Source organism: Bacteroides sp. ZJ-18 (genome assembly GCF_011038705.2).
Lineage (GTDB): Bacteria > Bacteroidota > Bacteroidia > Bacteroidales > Bacteroidaceae > Bacteroides > Bacteroides hominis.
This window is the reverse complement of the sequence record NZ_CP072198.1, coordinates 1,147,185-1,164,419: the sequence shown is the minus strand read 5'-3', so window position 1 is coordinate 1,164,419 and position 17,235 is coordinate 1,147,185. Positions and strand designations below refer to the sequence as shown.

Sequence of the window (17,235 nt, the reverse complement as noted above, 5' to 3'; positions counted from 1 at the left end):
CTTACGGTTTCGAAACATTGCAAAGGAAAGTTATTTTTAGCTAATAAGACGATAATTTCCGTTCAATAAACAACAAAATCTGTTCTTTTCTACATTTCAATTCCCTTCACAGAGCCTCAAAACGACATCTGAACAGATTCTGCTATTTATTGAACAGTATTTTTCATCTCCTTTCTACGAATTTGGTCACCTTTGTATAATTCCTCATTTATTAATTAAATAATGTATTAAGCAAACATGAAATTACACATTGCTATGCTGGCAGCTACCCTGCTGTTATCCGGAGGAGCCTCGTACGCCCAAGGGAATAAACAGGAAAAAAAGGCGAAAGCCTACATGGTGGCAGATGCCCATCTGGACACTCAGTGGAACTGGGATGTACAGACTACCATTAAAGAGTATGTTTGGAATACGATCAGCCAGAACCTGTTTCTGCTGAAAAAGTATCCGAACTATGTGTTCAACTTTGAAGGCGGAGTGAAATATGCCTGGATGAAGGAGTACTACCCTGCACAATACGAAGAAATGAAGAAGTACATCGGGGAAGGCCGCTGGCACATTTCCGGAAGTAGCTGGGACGCAACGGACGCTCTGGTACCTTCGACTGAATCGTTCATCCGCAATATTATGCTGGGACAACAGTATTACAGACAAGAATTCGGAGTAGAAAGCACGGACATCTTCCTGCCCGACTGTTTCGGATTTGGCTGGACACTGCCTACCATCGCTTCACATTGTGGACTGATTGGTTTCTCTTCACAAAAGCTGGACTGGCGTGTGCATCCATTCTATGGTAAGAGCAAGCATCCGTTTACAATCGGCTTGTGGAAAGGAATAGACGGATCGTCTATCATGCTGGCACATGGATATGATTATGGCAGAAGATGGAATGACGAAGACCTTTCAGAAAACAAACAACTGAAAGAGCTGGCAGGCCGTACACCTCTTAATACAGTATACAGATATTACGGTACAGGCGATATCGGCGGATCACCGACACTGGGGTCCGTCCGATCTGTGGAGAAAGGGCTTCAAGGGAACGGTCCGGTAGAAATTATCAGTGCGACCAGCGACCAGCTTTATAAAGACTACCTTCCTTATAAGAATCATCCCGAACTACCGGTATACGACGGTGAACTGCTGATGGACGTTCATGGTACAGGATGCTACACCTCTCAGGCTGCCATGAAATTGTACAACCGCCAGAACGAATTGCTGGGAGATGCTGCCGAAAGAGCTGCCGTAACTGCCGAATGGCTGAATCAGGCCAAATACCCGGGAAGCACCATCAATGAAGCATGGAAACGCTTCATTTATCATCAGTTCCACGATGACCTGACAGGAACCAGCATACCGCGTGCCTACGAATTCTCATGGAACGATGAACTGATCTCACTGAAACAGTTCTCCAATGTACTGACTTCCTCCATCCATGGCATCGGCAGGGAATTGGATACACGGGTTAGCGGTATTCCGGTAATCCTTTATAATGCACTGGGATTTACAGTTTCAGATATTGCCGAAATCGAACTTGACCTTCCGAAAGCTCCTAAAGGAGTAACAGTATACGATGAAAAGGGCAAAAAAGTATCTGCACAGCTCATTTCTTATACTGACGGAAAGGCACGCATCCTGGTAGAAGCAACAGTTCCGGCTACAGGATATGTGGTATATGACGTACGCACATCGGGAACCGCCACAGGTGATGTTGCCCCCAACGTCAATACTTTGGAAAACTCCCTGTATAAGATTACATTGGATAAAAACGGAGATATCGTCTCTCTGACTGACAAAAAGAACGGCAAAGAGCTGGTGAAAGCCGGGAAAGCAATCCGCCTGGCACTCTTCACTCAAAATAAGTCGTACAACTGGCCGGCATGGGAAGTGCTGAAAGAGACAACTGACCGAACTCCGGTTTCGATTACGGATGATGTAAAAATGACTTTAGTAGAGAACGGAATCTTACGTAAATCGCTTTGTATAGAGAAACGTCATGGAGAATCGGTATTCCGCCAATATATACGGCTATATGAAGGCAGCCGTGCAGAACGCATCGACTTCTATAATGAAGTAGACTGGCAATCGACTAACGCACTGCTGAAAGCCGAATTTCCTCTCAACATTGAGAACGAGAAAGCTACATACGACTTAGGTATCGGAAGCATCGAACGTGGAAATAATATCGAAACCGCTTATGAAGTATACGCACAATATTGGGCCGACCTGACCGATCGTGACGGAAGTTACGGTGTATCGGTGATGAACGACAGCAAATATGGATGGGACAAACCGGATAACCATACACTTCGCCTCACACTGCTCCACACACCGGAAACACGCAACGGTTATGCATATCAGGATCACCAGGATTTCGGACATCATGTGTTCACTTATAGCCTCGTACCACATCAGGGAAAGCTGGACAAGCCCGGTACTGTGGAGAAAGCTGAGATACTGAATCAACAGTTGAAAGCCTTCCGTACTGAAAAGCACAAAGGAAATGCCGGAAAATCGTTCTCGTTTGCTTCTTCGGACAACCGCAACGTACTGATCAAAGCACTGAAAAAAGCGGAAGAAACCGATGAGTATGTAGTGCGCGTATACGAAACCGAGGGTCGGAAAGCACAGAGTGCCACACTGACTTTTGCCGGTGAGATCATCAGTGCCAGCGAAGCCAACGGTACGGAAAAGGCAATCGGCGATGCAACTTTCGAAGGAAACAAATTGCAGGTAAACATTACTCCTTATTCTGTAAGAACTTACAAGGTTCGCCTCAAACCATCGGGACGTGAGGCATCTCCGATCGAATATGCCGCTTTACCGCTTGACTACGACCGCAAATGTGCTTCTTATAATGAATTCCGTGGAGAAGGCGACTTCGAATCGGGTTATTCTTTTGCAGCCGAACTTCTGCCGGATTCACTGATAGCCGGTCAGATCACTTTCCGCTTGGGAGAAAAAGAGATTGCGAACGGAATGACTTGTGAGGGTGACACCTTGCAACTGCCTGCGGGAAACAAATACAACCGTCTCTATATCCTCGCCGCCTCTACCGAAGGAGACAATCAGGCCGACTTCCGCATTGGCAAGCAGACCGCTTCATTCGTTGTGCCTTCTTATACCGGCTTCATCGGCCAATGGGGACATAAAGGACACACCGAAGGATATCTCAAAGACGCCGAGATTGCCTATGTCGGTACACACCGCCATGTATCCAACGGTGATCAGCCTTATGAATTCACTTATATGTTCAAGTTTGGTATGGATATTCCGAAAGGAGCTACCAGTGTAATCTTGCCCCGAAATGAGAAAGTGGTTTTGTTTGCTGCTACCCTGGTTACCGAAAATGAACCGGCTACAACCGTTGCCGGCACTCTTTTCCGCACCAATAACGTAGGCAATGCAGCCACTGCCGGAGAAGGTAAGGAAGTAGTACGCGAAAATATCCTGAAAGGAGCTAAAATCATTGCTTGTTCAGGATACACCAACGACGAAGAAAAACCGGACTTCCTGCTGGATGGTAAAACGGATACAAAATGGTGTGACGTTTCACAAACGCCGAACTATGTAGACTTCGATCTGGGTAAAGCACAAAACATCAGCGGTTGGAAGATGGTGAACGCCGGACAGGAAAGTCACTCATACATCACCAATGGTTGCTTCCTGCAAGGGAAAATGAATCAGAGTGACGAATGGACTACTCTGGATGCCATAGATGGTAATCATGCAAATGTCATTTCACGTCCGCTGAACTATGACGGAAAAGTACGTTACATCCGTCTGCTTGTGACCCGTCCTACACAGAGCACCAGAGGCAGAGATACACGTATCTACGAACTGGAAGTTTATAAATAACAGCTATGTTTATTTAGTTCAGAGTTATTTAATATTAAATAACTCTGAACTAAATATTTCCAGAATCATTTTTTCTATATATTAGAAAAGTTTATAAAGAAAACCAATGCCTATTTTTAACTTTTAAATTATTACTATTATGAAAAAAATTCATCTCATTATTTTATTAGTCAGTTGCTTTATCTTTAACACCAAAGCATCTTCACTGATTGAGAACAATCTGGAGATTAATGCAGTATCTTTAAACATAGTCTACCAATCTGGGAGTGGACTAATAAAAGCTGTTGAGATTGGAGATTTTTCAAATCAATTTTATTCCTTTCGCATTCGTCTCCATCCGTCTGTTGAACGTGTAAGAATTGATTGGCAATCCGGAACAAAAACTTATATAGAGATATACACACCTTCGAATTATAGTAACTATGTCGATATCCCATACTTTTCAACAGACAAATTTATTATTAATGTAGAAGCAACAAATATAAGTGCTGACATGAGTGATATATCCTATCGGTATGAAACTCGGTGTTATACTGTAATAAGATAAATATAATCTCAAAAATATCTAATTATTCCTTTGAATAAAAATATAAATAGCGAATAGTTGTTTCTACTTTTATTCAAAGAAATTCTGATATAACATTATAAAATCAATTTATTAATGATTTAAAACAGCTCGCTTTAGATAAGGAATATAATTTACATATGAAAATACATTCAACATTAACCATTCTTTGTCTGGTATGCACCATCCATTGCGTAGCAACCCCACAAAAAGCCGTAAGTGACACTCTTTTGTCAATCCGGTTCAACCAATACGCCCGTGAAAATCCGATTGAGAAATTATATCTGCATCAAGACCGTACCAACTATTATGCCGGAGAAACCATTTGGTTTAAGGTGTATCAAACACTCTCTGCCTCAGCAAGTGAAGCCAGCAGGATTGTATACGTAGATCTGTCAAATAGTAAAGGGGAAATTGTAAAACAAGTCAAGTATCCTTTGGCAGACGGAGCAGCCTCCGGTAGCCTTTCGATCCCGGAGCATCTACACACCGATCATTATCAACTTCGCGCCTATACCCGATGGATGCAGAATTTTGATCCGGAGTTTTTCTTCCATCGTGAACTAACGATTTATGGAGATTCAGAGAAAGACAAAATACCCCAGCAGACAACAAGATTTAAACTGAAATTCTTTCCGGAAGGAGGAAATCTGATCAACGGACTTACCTCCCGGATAGCATTCGAAATAGTGGATGCCAGCACCGGAAAAGGTGTCCAGGCAGAAGGAGTCATACTGAATGCTCACGGAGACAGTATCCGTAAATTTGCTACCAATCACTTGGGTAAAGGAAGTTTCTTTTTCATCCCACAAAAAAAAGAAAAATACATTGCCCGTCTGACAGGAGATAATACGGATTTTAAAATGCCTTCAATAAGCGAACAGGGGTTTGTAATCACAGTTAAGCACCTGAAAGAAGCGTTACGCATCTTATTGACTCAAAACATTGACCCTTCAACCAAAATCCCGGCTTATTCACTTATCCTCCATCAAGAAGGACGGTTGATTGCTATACTACCTGTCGATGGTTCGCAACCGCGTACACTTTTCGATTTGCCTTTAGATAAACTGCCTACGGGTGTCTTCACACTAACCCTGATCGATGAAAACTATCATGCCTATTGTGAAAGGCTGGTATTTACTCACTTCCCTGAAACACTCAACCTAAAACTTTCATCTACTATTTCGGAACAAGAAGGACATCGAAAAATGTTGGTGAATATCCGTAGTACCGATCAGAGGGGAATTCCCCAACCGGGTTCTTTCTCGCTGGCAGTCGCACAAACTTTTTTAGAGCAACCAACGATCCGTGATAACTTCAATACCTACTCTTTTCTTAGTAGCAACCTGAAAGGGCAAACGGAGCAACCATTAAGCTACTGGAATCCAGGAGATGCTGAAAGTCTGTCTAAAATAGAACTTCTATTGCTGACTCAAGGATGGCGACGCTACTCACTTGAAGCTTTCAACCAGCCCGATAATCTCCCCCGATATCCTATGGAACAATCTCTCACCTTATCAGGAAAAGTGGAAAATATAAATAAACAGAAGGCTAAATCTGTTGAACTTCAGGCTATCCTACGTCAAGATTCACTCAAACAATTTATTACCTGTCCGTTGGATGGACAAAAACGTTTTAGCCTATCGGGAATCTCTTTTGAAGGAACAAAGGAGGTCATGCTCTCAGCCACCGATAAAAATGGGAAAACCTATCCGATCAAACTTGATGATTCCATCCCGGTTCCACCGGTGAAATATATGCCTTCTCCTTTTGCACCTGATAGTTCTTTTCACGTACAATGGGATATCACCAAGTCCTACATCCCCAAAAAGGAGATTGACAAACAGCTCTTCGAATTAGGAGAAGTAAAAGTAACCGCACGAAGAAGAGATCCGATTGAAAAGCGGCGTCCTTATAGTGAAGGGTTCGTGAAAACAAGTACTCAAGTGAAAGCAAGCAACAGTTTTGGAGATGTCCGTCAATTACTGAGAACAATGCCCGGCATCACCATGGTTCCTAATCCGGATAAAACAAAGAGTAATTTACAGTATGCTCACATCAACGGACTTCCCGGAGGGACAGTAGCTGCCTTGGTATTGGATGGGTATATTGCCCAAGATCCTGAAGTAGTGTATAGCATGGAGGCATCCAGAATCGAACGGGTAGAAGTCCTACAACAGACGTCCACTCAGTTCGGAGGATTTAGAAACTATGGAGGTACTATCGTATTATATAGCCGTCCGATACAAGGAGAAGTTATAGCAACAAATAACAAAATCTGTCACTGGATAGGTTATAATCAAACAAAAGAGTTTTATACCCCTGATCTTTCCGATCATTTATTCTTCGAACAGCCGGAACAAAGAAATACACTGTACTGGAATCCTACTGTAAAAACCGACAAGGAAGGTAAAGCACAAATATCTTTCTTTTTAAACGATCAGGAAGACGGAGAATACGTGATCCATTGTGAAGGCCATTCGGAAGAGGGTTTGATTGGTACGGACTTCCAGGTTGCAGAGATACCGGAACATCCTTAACAACCAATCTTTACTTAAATCGGCACCGACTTAAGTAGAACAGCCAGCGCAGTATCTTCTATAGGGAAATTAAGAAAGGGTTGTGTCCAAGCCGAACAAGCTTTGGATACAACCCTTAACAGTAAACTCTATTATATACCGGTTCTTATTATTTCTGCATTTTATCCATCAATACCTTCATCCAATAACCACCGATTACAGAGCGTGCCTTGAAACCGACAAATTTACCACTATCGGTATAATGCCAGTCGCTCAGCGGAACGCGTGATACGGTTTCGTTGGCATACTTATATACCGGAGAAATAAACTTCTCAAAAGTCGCTTTGTCCGAAGACATGGCAGCACTCCACATAATCCAGTCGGACTTAGTATATTCTTTGCGGGAATCCAACGGGAGACCATAAAGATTTTGTTTGGTCAGATAGTAAGCGACTTCTTTCTCCATCACATTGTTGGGGAAGAGGTGCAGATTCCACATTTTGTCCCAAATCATATTGTATTTCTGACTCCAGGTATTCTCACGGTCGAAAGCCAGACGGTAATGATCGCCTTCGCGTGCCATTTGTTCCCATTTGGTGGCCATGGCTTTGGCTTTAGCGGCATACCGGTCGGCTACATCATCCATACCGAGCATACGGGCCATTTCGCTATAACCGGCTACTCCCATGATGGCTTTTACCGAAAGATTGGCATTGTGTGCCCAGTGCCCGGCAAAGTCATCGGTACAAAGTTGATTTTCGGGATCTTGTCCGTATTCTACCAAATAATCCGTCCAGATAGTCAGTAAATCCCAGTACTTCTTGGCGTAATCGGCATTTCCTTCTACTTTGGCAATAGCAGCAGTCAGGACCACCATATTTCCACCCTCTTCAATCGGCATATCTCCTCCGTAAACCTGTCCGTTCGCAATAGGATATGTACCTATGTCATGAGCCGGGAAAGGTTTGTTCCAACGTCCGCTGGCACTGTATTCAAAAATACTGGTCATCATACCTTTCTGCAATTCGGGGTTATAAGCCAGGAAGAGCGGGGCAGACGGATAGGTAAGGTCGACGGTATTGATACAACCGTTACTATTGTTCTCTTTAGAGAAGAAGAGCAAGTTACCATCCGCATCCTTGAACAGCTTATGGGCGGCAATCACTTGGCGGTAAGCGAGCGCACACAGTTCAGAGTATTCTTTGCCACCTGCTTTTTCTGCATCGTTCAGAATCATTTGGTCGTAAGCGCGACAGCGTTCCATAACAGATGCATAATTGGCCTTGGCACGTTCGAAGGCATCAAAGATAGTCACTTTACCGTCATGTTTCCAGTAAGCCATACGAGGCTGGTAGAAGTATTCAATAGCTGAGATATCATCATATCCCAACATCAGGAAGCCGGATTTGCCATCGGCACCTACTTTGCCCAGGTTATCGGTATAGGCCATAGCCGGCATCTGGTCGGCACGACGGGTCACGCATTCGGCTTGCGTGGGCAATAAAGTACCCTTAGTCGCAAATTCGTTCTTCATGCCATAATAGTTACCCAGGCTTACAGCCGTATTGGCACCTATATTTCCGGCCAGATAAGCATATCCCCAGTCAATGCAGATTCCATCTCCTTTTCGTCCGAGGATAGGCTGATCGATGGTTCCCGCCTGTACATAATTGATACCGTTACGACGGATCACTTTCGAACGGGTAGGTTGTGTCAGTTCATTGATGGCAAGCTGTGGAGTGGTCTCCACGTACATCTGCACATCGTGCTGTTTTTTATCCAGCGAACGAACGCGGTAAGAAATATAATTAACGGGAGTAGACAACAAATCGAGGTCGTCCATCATCAAAGGTGCGGTAAACACCAGGTCCAGTTCCACCGGACCACAAGTAAACGTGTAGTAAGTTTGTGTGGGGAGTACGCTTACCGATTTCTGGACGGCTGCCGTCTCAAAGCCTGTCGTCTGTTTGTTCAGGCGATAAAGGCCGAAATCTACATAAGCACCTCCTGTTGTGTTGTGACAGTGTGCGGCAAGTACGTTTTTTCCTTTTTGCAGCTTCTTCTTGGCTGCGTCCGATAGTTCGAGTAATACGTCGTTGTTCCATGAATAGTCCGTAGCAACCAGCTTTTCACCATTCAGGTAGAGTTCGAATACATCGTCGTGCGAATATTTCAGATAGATGGTTTCTCCGTTCAGGTCGTCATTGATCTGAAATTCACGACGAACCCAGATATCCGGAGTAGTCCAGCGAGTCTGGACACGAGGCATATCGGGAGTACCGAAAGCACCTTGTCCCTCTTTCCATCCGGCAGCATTGAACGAAAGGGTATTCCATCCCGCAGCCGGCTGGTCAAAAGTATAACTTCCCTGCCAGGTATCGGTATCCGTCATCGGAACAAGAGTCTCAAGGTTCAACTTATCTTTGCCCATAAAACGATAGGTTTTCCCATCCACACGTATGGCACCCAACAAAGGATGTTCCGTTCCGGTCCAATGCATCGTGCTGCTTTCATTCAGTGCATCTGTGGGCGACCAGATGGACAGATAAGGGTCGGAAGTGATGAGAGGCACTGCCGGAGCACGCAAAGCTACATTTTTACTCGCTTTGTACAAATCAGCTGCCTGTGCATTACATAGCATACCGACTGCTAAAGCCATTGCAAATAGTTTTTTCATTATTTTATTTATTTGTATGTTTCACTCAAAATCGTATCCTTCAACAATCTATACCTTAATCAAAAACTTGTGTACCTATCGACACCCTACTCTAATCACTTATTTAAAGAATTGCATATCTTGGTATTGATAGCCTTCACCTGGGCTTCATTCACCTTAATCACCTTACGGTCATATGTCATCAGTCCGTTCACTTCCATTTCCACATCAGTGGTCTGTGTGTAGACAGCAGCCGAGAAACCTCGCTGAATCAACCGGTACAATTCATTACCGTACTCAACATATTGTTTCGTTACTTCCTCCGGAGAATTGAACTTTACGTATCCCCAGTTGTGATTCGGTTCCCAAAGGTGTTCGTTTAATGCCAGTCCGATACCACCATATTCACCCAATACAGTAACACGTCCGGCATCATAGAAGTCGAGGGACGGATTGGGATAATGATGCAAATCGAGAATGTCACCACAAGGGAAGTGATTGCCGCCACTTGCCGGGTTCACCAAGCGTGAAGGATCATACTTCTTTGTCCATGCCGCAATATCTTCGGTCTTGAACTGTCCCCAACGCTCGTTGAACGGAACCCATACACCGATGCAAGGATAGTTGTACAAATAGTCCATGATCTCTTTCCACTCTTTACGATAAATCTGTTCCGACTCTTCACTACGATTCAGCTCGTTACCCGTGAAGTAATTATACATCTGCCATTCCGGCTCACGGTCACCGTTCGGCATATCCTGCCATACAATGATACCCAGTTTATCGCAGTGTGTATACCAACGTGCCGGTTCCACCTTCACATGCTTACGGATCATATTGAATCCGAAGTCTTTGGTTTTCTGGATGTCATACACCAATGCCTCGTCTGTCGGAGCTGTATACAACCCGTCGGGCCACCAACCCTGATCGAGCGGACCAAACTGGAACACATCTTCATTATTCAGTTGCAGACGTACAATTCCGTTCTTGTCACGACGGGTAGAATATTTACGCATAGCTGTGTAACTGTCTACTTTATCAGTCACTTTACCATTATTCAACAGAGCTATCTGCATGGAATAGAGAGCCGGAGAGGCAGGACTCCACAATTTTGCATCGGCAGGCATCTGAATGTCGATGGTCTGGCCATTCAGTCCTTTTCCGGTAGCAACCAATTGTTTGCCATCGAACACTTTCACTTCAATAACTTCGGAAGGACAACCGGTACTGGTAGCAACATCTACGGTCAGTTTCTTTCGGTCGATATCCGAAGAAGTACGAACATTCGTTATATGACGTTCGGCCACAGGTTCCATCCAAACAGTCTGCCAGATACCTGTCACGGCCGTATACCAGATACCTTCGGGACGGTTCACCTGTTTGCCGCGAGGCTGAGGTCCGCGGTCTGTCGGATCCCATACTTTCACTACGAGCTTATTGTCTCCCTTAGCAGCCAAAGCAGCTGTAATATCAAGCGAGAAAGGAGTAAATCCGCCGGTATGCTGCCCTACTTTAATATCATTCACCCAAATATCGGCTTTCCAGTCTACAGCACCGAAATTCAACATCACCTTTTTACCTTTCCAAGTGGCAGGTACAGTGAAGTTACGCTGATACCAGAGTTCCTCATCGGGACTTACTTTCTTACCAACACCTGAAAGGCTGGACTCTACGGCAAAAGGAACCAGGATCTGTCCTTCATAAGCCGAAGGAACGGCTCCCTTTTCTGTGATGGCATAATTCCACAAACCATTGAGGTTTTTCCACTCTCCCCGTTCCATTACCGGACGCGGATACTCGGGCAGTACATTCTCAGGGTTTACCTGTTCAGCCCACTTTGTCTTGATTTTGTCTCCTGCCGGTTTCCATTGTGCAAAAGCGGAAGTAGCCATCGACGCTGTCAGAACAGCAATTAAAATGCTCTTTTTCATTGTCTTAAAATTATGTTTAACCTATTGATTACGCAATACGTTCCCCGGGGCAGGTAGTCGGCTACCTGTCAAACTAAGGAAAAACGTTCTAAATAACTATTTTATTTCAAGGGAGTACCCGAAGGCTTCGGCAAGGCGACTCCTGCACGAACCGGAATCCCTAAATCGGGCATTCCGTTAGCATCCCATCCTATTTTCTGTATCCGCGGATTGCGGGTCTCAGGACTACCGGTATCTCCGTTGGTTACCTGACGGGCATGGTAAATCATATACCACTCCGTGCCATCGGGCGACGGAACAAACGAGAGACCACCCGGACCGTATACTTCGTTTTCCAACGATTGCTGGAATACCGGAACCGGACTTTTTGTCCAAGAGGCCGGATCGAGCAGATCACTTTCGGCATCGGCAGTCAGCATTCCGATGCAATAATAAGGTGACCATGAACCACTGGCGGCATAATAGAGAATCAATGTCTTATTATCCTTCGAATGGAAGAACTGAGGTCCTTCATTCACATAAATAGGATAAGCCGTACGGCTACCATCCGGATTTACCCACTGGCGTTCCCACTCATATTCGGGTCTGGATATCAAGACACGAGGAGAGTCAAGTGTCCACGGGTCTTTCATCCGGGCAATATAGATACATTGAGTTTCAGCATTGGTTCTCCTCTTGGGCCAACCGGACCAAGCTAAATAACGAACTCCCTTATGTTCGAAAGTAGTGGCTTGTATACCCCAATTCCATTCGGGATTGGTCATAATGCTCCCCTTCATTTCAAATTTACCCTGCATGGGATCGGGAGAAGAGTTTTCAAGTACGTACAACTGATGGTTGTCCGTATTGCCATCATCGGCAGCATAATAAATATACCATTTATCATTTATATAATGAATCTCCGGTGCCCAGAGGTGACAACAATTGGACGGATCTTCCGGACGCCACACCATTTTACAAACAGAGTGAGCCATATCGGTAATGTCAGACGTTTCCCAAAGCAGGATTTTATCTTCTGTCCCATGTGTATAATAATACTTGCCATTATGGAACAGAGCACTCGGATCGGCTCCTTCCGGAAACAAAGGATTTACATATGTATCCTTTGCTGCACTTACCGACCTCTGTTTCTGCCCGCCGTTCTTGTTTCCACAACCGGCGCAGAAGAATAAGGTAGTAATAAATAGCAGGTAGATCTTTGTTTTCATAGCTTTTCGTTATTAAGATGCTACAAAGAAAAAACATTTTCGTTGAATAAAGGGATAAATACTGCTCAATAAACAAAAGAAACTGTTCTTTTTATGCTCCTATTGTTCACTGAACCTGTATTTCACATCTTATTGGTCAGTAATTGCTATTTATTGAATAGTTTGTTTCACACATTTCATGCAGAATTCACAAACTTTGTAGCATGATATCAGACGAAGCTACTGATTTGTATCGAAATAACCCCTAAATAATAACCATAAGTAAAAACACCCAAACATGAAAAAGATGAAAAATCTGAAAGGAGGCCTGGCAGGAATCCTGATTACCGCCGGATTACTGGCAGCATCGTGCACTTCCGATCAATCATCGTCGGCAGTAGCTATAGTGAATCGGCCCGACTGTGCACAAACCAACGTAAATTATGTAGGAAACCGCCTGCCACTGAAACCGATGAACTTCATTAAACTACCTGTAGGAAGTATCCAACCCGAAGGATGGTTAAAGAAATATCTGGAACTACAGAAAGATGGACTGACGGGGCATCTGAATGAAATCAGCGCATGGCTGGGTAAGGAGAACAATGCCTGGCTGACCCAAGGAGGAGACCATGGATGGGAAGAGGTTCCCTACTGGCTGAAAGGATATGGAAACCTGGCCTATATATTAAAGGATCAGAAAATGATCGACGAGGCCAAGATATGGCTTGAAGGTGCATTTGCCAGCCAACAGCCTGACGGATATTTCGGTCCTATCAACGAACGAAACGGAAAAAGAGAGTTGTGGGCACAGATGATCATGCTCTGGTGTCTTCAATCCTATTACGAATATTCAAATGATCAACGGGTTATTGACCTGATGACCAATTACTTCAAATGGCAACTGAGTGTACCGGATGAACAGTTTCTGGAAGATTATTGGGAAAACAGCCGTGGCGGGGACAACCTGTTAAGCGTATATTGGCTCTATAACCGTACAGGAGATCAGTTCTTACTGGAACTGGCTGAGAAAATACACCGCAACACAGCAGACTGGACCCGTCCGTCGGCATTGCCAAACTGGCACAACGTGAACATCGCGCAGTGTTTCCGCGAACCGGCTACCTATTATATGATGACGGGAGACTCGACCCTGCTGAAAGCATCTTATAATGTGCACAACCTGATCCGCCGTACTTTCGGACAAGTGCCGGGCGGTATGTTCGGTGCCGATGAAAATGCACGTATGGGATCAATTGACCCGCGCCAGGGAGTAGAAACCTGCGGATTGGTGGAACAGATGGCCTCGGACGAGTTGATGCTGTGTATGACCGGCGATCCTTTTTGGGCAGAACACTGCGAAGAGGTGGCATTCAACAGTTATCCGGCTGCCGTAATGCCGGACTTCAAGGGTTTGCGTTATATCACTTGTCCCAATCAAACTGTCAGTGACTCAAAGAACCATCATCCGGGCATCGACAACCGGGGACCTTTCCTGGCAATGAATCCCTTCAGTAGCCGTTGCTGCCAGCACAATCATGCACAGGGATGGCCTTACTATGCCGAACATCTGATTCTGGCCAGCCCGGATAACGGTATAGCAGCCGCTATGTATGCTGCCTGCAAAGCAACAGTGAAAGTGGGTGACGGAAACGAAATAACTCTTCACGAACAGACTAACTATCCTTTTGAGGAAACGATCCGGTTTACGGTAAATACTCCGAAAGCAGTAAGTTTCCCCTTCTATCTGAGAATTCCTTCATGGACAGAGGGTGCGACTATCTTTGTTAACGGCAAAAAGGTAGCGGCCAACCCCGAAGCCGGACAATATGCCTGCATCCATCGCGAATGGAAAGACAATGACCAAGTGGAAATTCAGCTGCCGATGCAACTTTCGATGCGTACATGGCAAGTGAACAAAAACAGTGTAAGCGTAGACTACGGTCCGTTGACAATGTCACTGAAAATTGACGAAGATTATGTGAAAAAGGACAGCCGCGCTACGGCTATCGGTGACTCCAAATGGCAGGAAGGCGCCGACGCCAGCCAATGGCCGACATACGAGATCTATGCAAAAACTCCTTGGAACTACGCATTGGTACTCGGCAAGGACAAACCTTTGAAAGACTTTAAAGTAGTACGCAAAGAATGGCCGGCAGATAACTTCCCGTTCACCGTAGCAAGTACACCGATTGAAGTAAAAGCCATCGGACGGAAAGTTCCTTCATGGATCATCGACCAATACGATTTGTGCAGCGAACTCCCTGAAATGGATGCACCGAAAGGAGAGAAAGAGGAAATTACACTGATACCGATGGGAGCAGCCAGGCTGCGTGTTTCCGCTTTCCCGAACACCAGAGAATAAAACTTTCTGTACCCAAACATTAATAGAAAAACACTCATGAAGAAAAAGAATACGTTTACATATCTGCTTATCGGACTGGGCCTCTGCTTCTCTTCTTTAGGAAGCGGGCTCCGGGCCGATACCCCCGAAAATTATACCAACAACCGCTATCCGTTGGTGCGCAAACCTTTTATGGAACTGCCATTGGGCAGTATCAAAGCTAAAGGATGGCTGCAGGAAATGCTGGTCAGACAGAAAAACGGGGCAACCGGGCAAATGGACAAACTGTATCCGTTAGTGATGGGCGAACGCAACGGTTGGCTCGGCGGCGACGGTGACCAATGGGAAAGAGGACCGTATTGGATTGACGGATTACTTCCACTGGCATACCTTCTGGACGACGCACAGCTGAAGGCCAAAGTACAACCCTGGATAGAATGGGCTTTAAATAGCCAGCGGGAAGACGGATTCTTTGGCCCGGCCAAAGACTATCCGGGAGAGGCCGGCATACAACGGGACAACTCACACGACTGGTGGCCACGCATGGTAATGTTAAAGATACTTCAACAATATTATTCCGCCACCAATGACCAGCGGGTTATCCGGTTCATGACCAACTATTTCCGCTACCAACTGAAAACTTTACCGGAAAAGCCACTGGGCAACTGGACCTTTTGGGCAGAATTCCGTGCTTGTGATAATCTTCAGGCTGTGTATTGGCTTTATAATATCACCGGAGATTCGTTCCTCCTTGATCTTGGCAAACTGATCCATAAACAGAGTTTTAGTTTTGTAGACATGGTGAACCGGGGTGACCTGAGACGCATCAACACAATTCATTGCGTCAACCTGGCGCAAGGCATCAAAGAACCTGTCATCTATTATCAACAAGAACCGGACAAGGCATATCTCGATGCAGTGAAACGTGCTTTCAGTGATATTCGCCAGTTTCACGGTCAGCCCCAGGGAATGTATGGCGGTGACGAAGCTTTGCATGGCAATAATCCAACTCAGGGTTCCGAACTTTGTTCGGCAGTGGAACTGATGTATTCGCTGGAGAAAATGGTAGAGATCACAGGTGATATCGACTTCGCCGACCATCTGGAACGGATTGCATTCAATGCACTGCCTACCCAGATTTCTGACGATTTCATGACGAAACAATATTTCCAGCAAGCTAATCAGGTAATGGTGACACGCCACCGCCGCAACTTCGATCAGGATCATGGAGGAACGGACAACTGTTTCGGACTATTGACAGGATATCCTTGTTGCGCATCGAACATGCACCAAGGATGGCCCAAATTCACGCAGAGCCTTTGGTATGCCACACCGGATGGCGGACTGGCTGTTACAGCATATGCCCCATCGGAGGTGACGGCCAAGGTAGCAGAAGGCTGCATGGTGACTTTCTGTGAAGACACTTACTATCCGATGGATGATAAAATCAGTTTCACACTCCAATCTATGGACAAGAAACGGAAAGAAGTCAACTTTGCCCTTCAGTTACGCATCCCCAAATGGTGCAAACAAGCCGGTATATCAGTCAACGGCCAGCTTCTTCAGCATGTGGAAGGTGGACGGATGGCTGTTGTAGACCGTATCTGGAAAAAAGGAGACCGCGTGGAACTACACCTGCCGATGGAAGTCACTGCCGATACCTGGTATGAAAATTCGGTAGCCATTGAACGTGGCCCATTGGTATTTGCCCTGAAGATGGAAGAGAAATGGGAAAAGAAAAAGTTTGAGGAACCTTGGTACGGCCCGTATTATTATGCAGTGACTCCAACAGAACCATGGAATTACGGTCTGGTGGACTTCAACCGCAGCAAAGCGAATGAACATGCCCGGGTAACGATTCATCCGGAAAAGCAATCTTCCATATTCCCCTGGAATAAAGAAAACGCTCCGATAGAGATACGGATGAAGGCAAGGCTGATACCGTCATGGAAACTTTACAACGAGATGGCAGGGCCTCAACCCTATTCTTTCTGTAGTGGAGGTGAGGGACCGGAAACAGAGATCACACTGATTCCTTACGGATGCACTACCTTAAGAATAACGGAATTTCCGGTAGTAGGAGCTTCCCATTGATTTCCGCAACAAACAGTGATAACAAAAACAACTTAATATTCACACATAAGCCTTCTTTCCTCTTCTCCCTGTGGGAAGAGATAGGGG

General features: G+C 45.2%; 8 protein-coding genes. 5 read left to right on the top strand and 3 right to left on the bottom strand.

Annotation, left to right across the window (positions count from 1 at the left end; genetic code table 11):
• Positions 1-237 precede the first annotated feature (237 nt).
• The 3 genes from G7Y45_RS04705 to G7Y45_RS04695 all read left to right on the top strand — a co-directional run bounded on the left by G7Y45_RS04705 (position 238) and on the right by G7Y45_RS04695 (position 6,960).
• Positions 238-3,855 carry a glycoside hydrolase family 38 C-terminal domain-containing protein gene (locus G7Y45_RS04705; protein WP_165014916.1) on the top strand — a complete coding sequence of 1,206 codons (3,618 nt, stop codon included), beginning with the start codon at positions 238-240 and terminating at the stop codon, positions 3,853-3,855.
• Between the two features lie 139 nt (positions 3,856-3,994).
• Positions 3,995-4,402 (top strand): hypothetical protein, encoded by a 408-nt coding sequence (locus G7Y45_RS04700; RefSeq protein ID WP_165014919.1) that lies wholly within the window; start codon positions 3,995-3,997, stop codon positions 4,400-4,402.
• A gap of 158 nt (positions 4,403-4,560) precedes the next feature.
• Positions 4,561-6,960, top strand: a complete 2,400-nt coding sequence (locus G7Y45_RS04695; protein WP_165014921.1) for a TonB-dependent receptor plug domain-containing protein — start codon at positions 4,561-4,563, stop codon at positions 6,958-6,960.
• Positions 6,961-7,108: 148 nt separating this feature from the next.
• On the opposite strand, the gene G7Y45_RS04690 is transcribed toward G7Y45_RS04695, so the two are convergent.
• From G7Y45_RS04690 to G7Y45_RS04680, 3 genes are all read right to left on the bottom strand, one after another.
• Positions 7,109-9,616: a glutaminase domain-containing protein gene (locus G7Y45_RS04690; RefSeq protein ID WP_165014925.1), complete on the bottom strand. Its 2,508-nt coding sequence runs from the start codon at positions 9,614-9,616 to the stop codon at positions 7,109-7,111.
• Positions 9,617-9,711: 95 nt separating this feature from the next.
• Positions 9,712-11,526: a glycoside hydrolase family 2 protein gene (locus G7Y45_RS04685; protein ID WP_005779224.1), complete on the bottom strand. Its 1,815-nt coding sequence runs from the start codon at positions 11,524-11,526 to the stop codon at positions 9,712-9,714.
• 101 nt (positions 11,527-11,627) lie between these two features.
• Positions 11,628-12,734 (bottom strand): family 43 glycosylhydrolase, encoded by a 1,107-nt coding sequence (locus tag G7Y45_RS04680; RefSeq protein ID WP_101604152.1) that lies wholly within the window; start codon positions 12,732-12,734, stop codon positions 11,628-11,630.
• Positions 12,735-13,011: 277 nt separating this feature from the next.
• Between G7Y45_RS04680 and G7Y45_RS04675 the strand changes: the two genes are divergently transcribed.
• On the top strand, positions 13,012-15,075 hold the full coding sequence (locus tag G7Y45_RS04675; RefSeq protein ID WP_005812097.1) for a beta-L-arabinofuranosidase domain-containing protein: 2,064 nt from the start codon (positions 13,012-13,014) through the stop codon (positions 15,073-15,075).
• 36 nt (positions 15,076-15,111) lie between these two features.
• Entirely contained in the window at positions 15,112-17,148 is a 2,037-nt protein-coding gene (locus G7Y45_RS04670) for a beta-L-arabinofuranosidase domain-containing protein (protein WP_122142592.1), read from the top strand.
• Positions 17,149-17,235 lie beyond the last annotated feature (87 nt).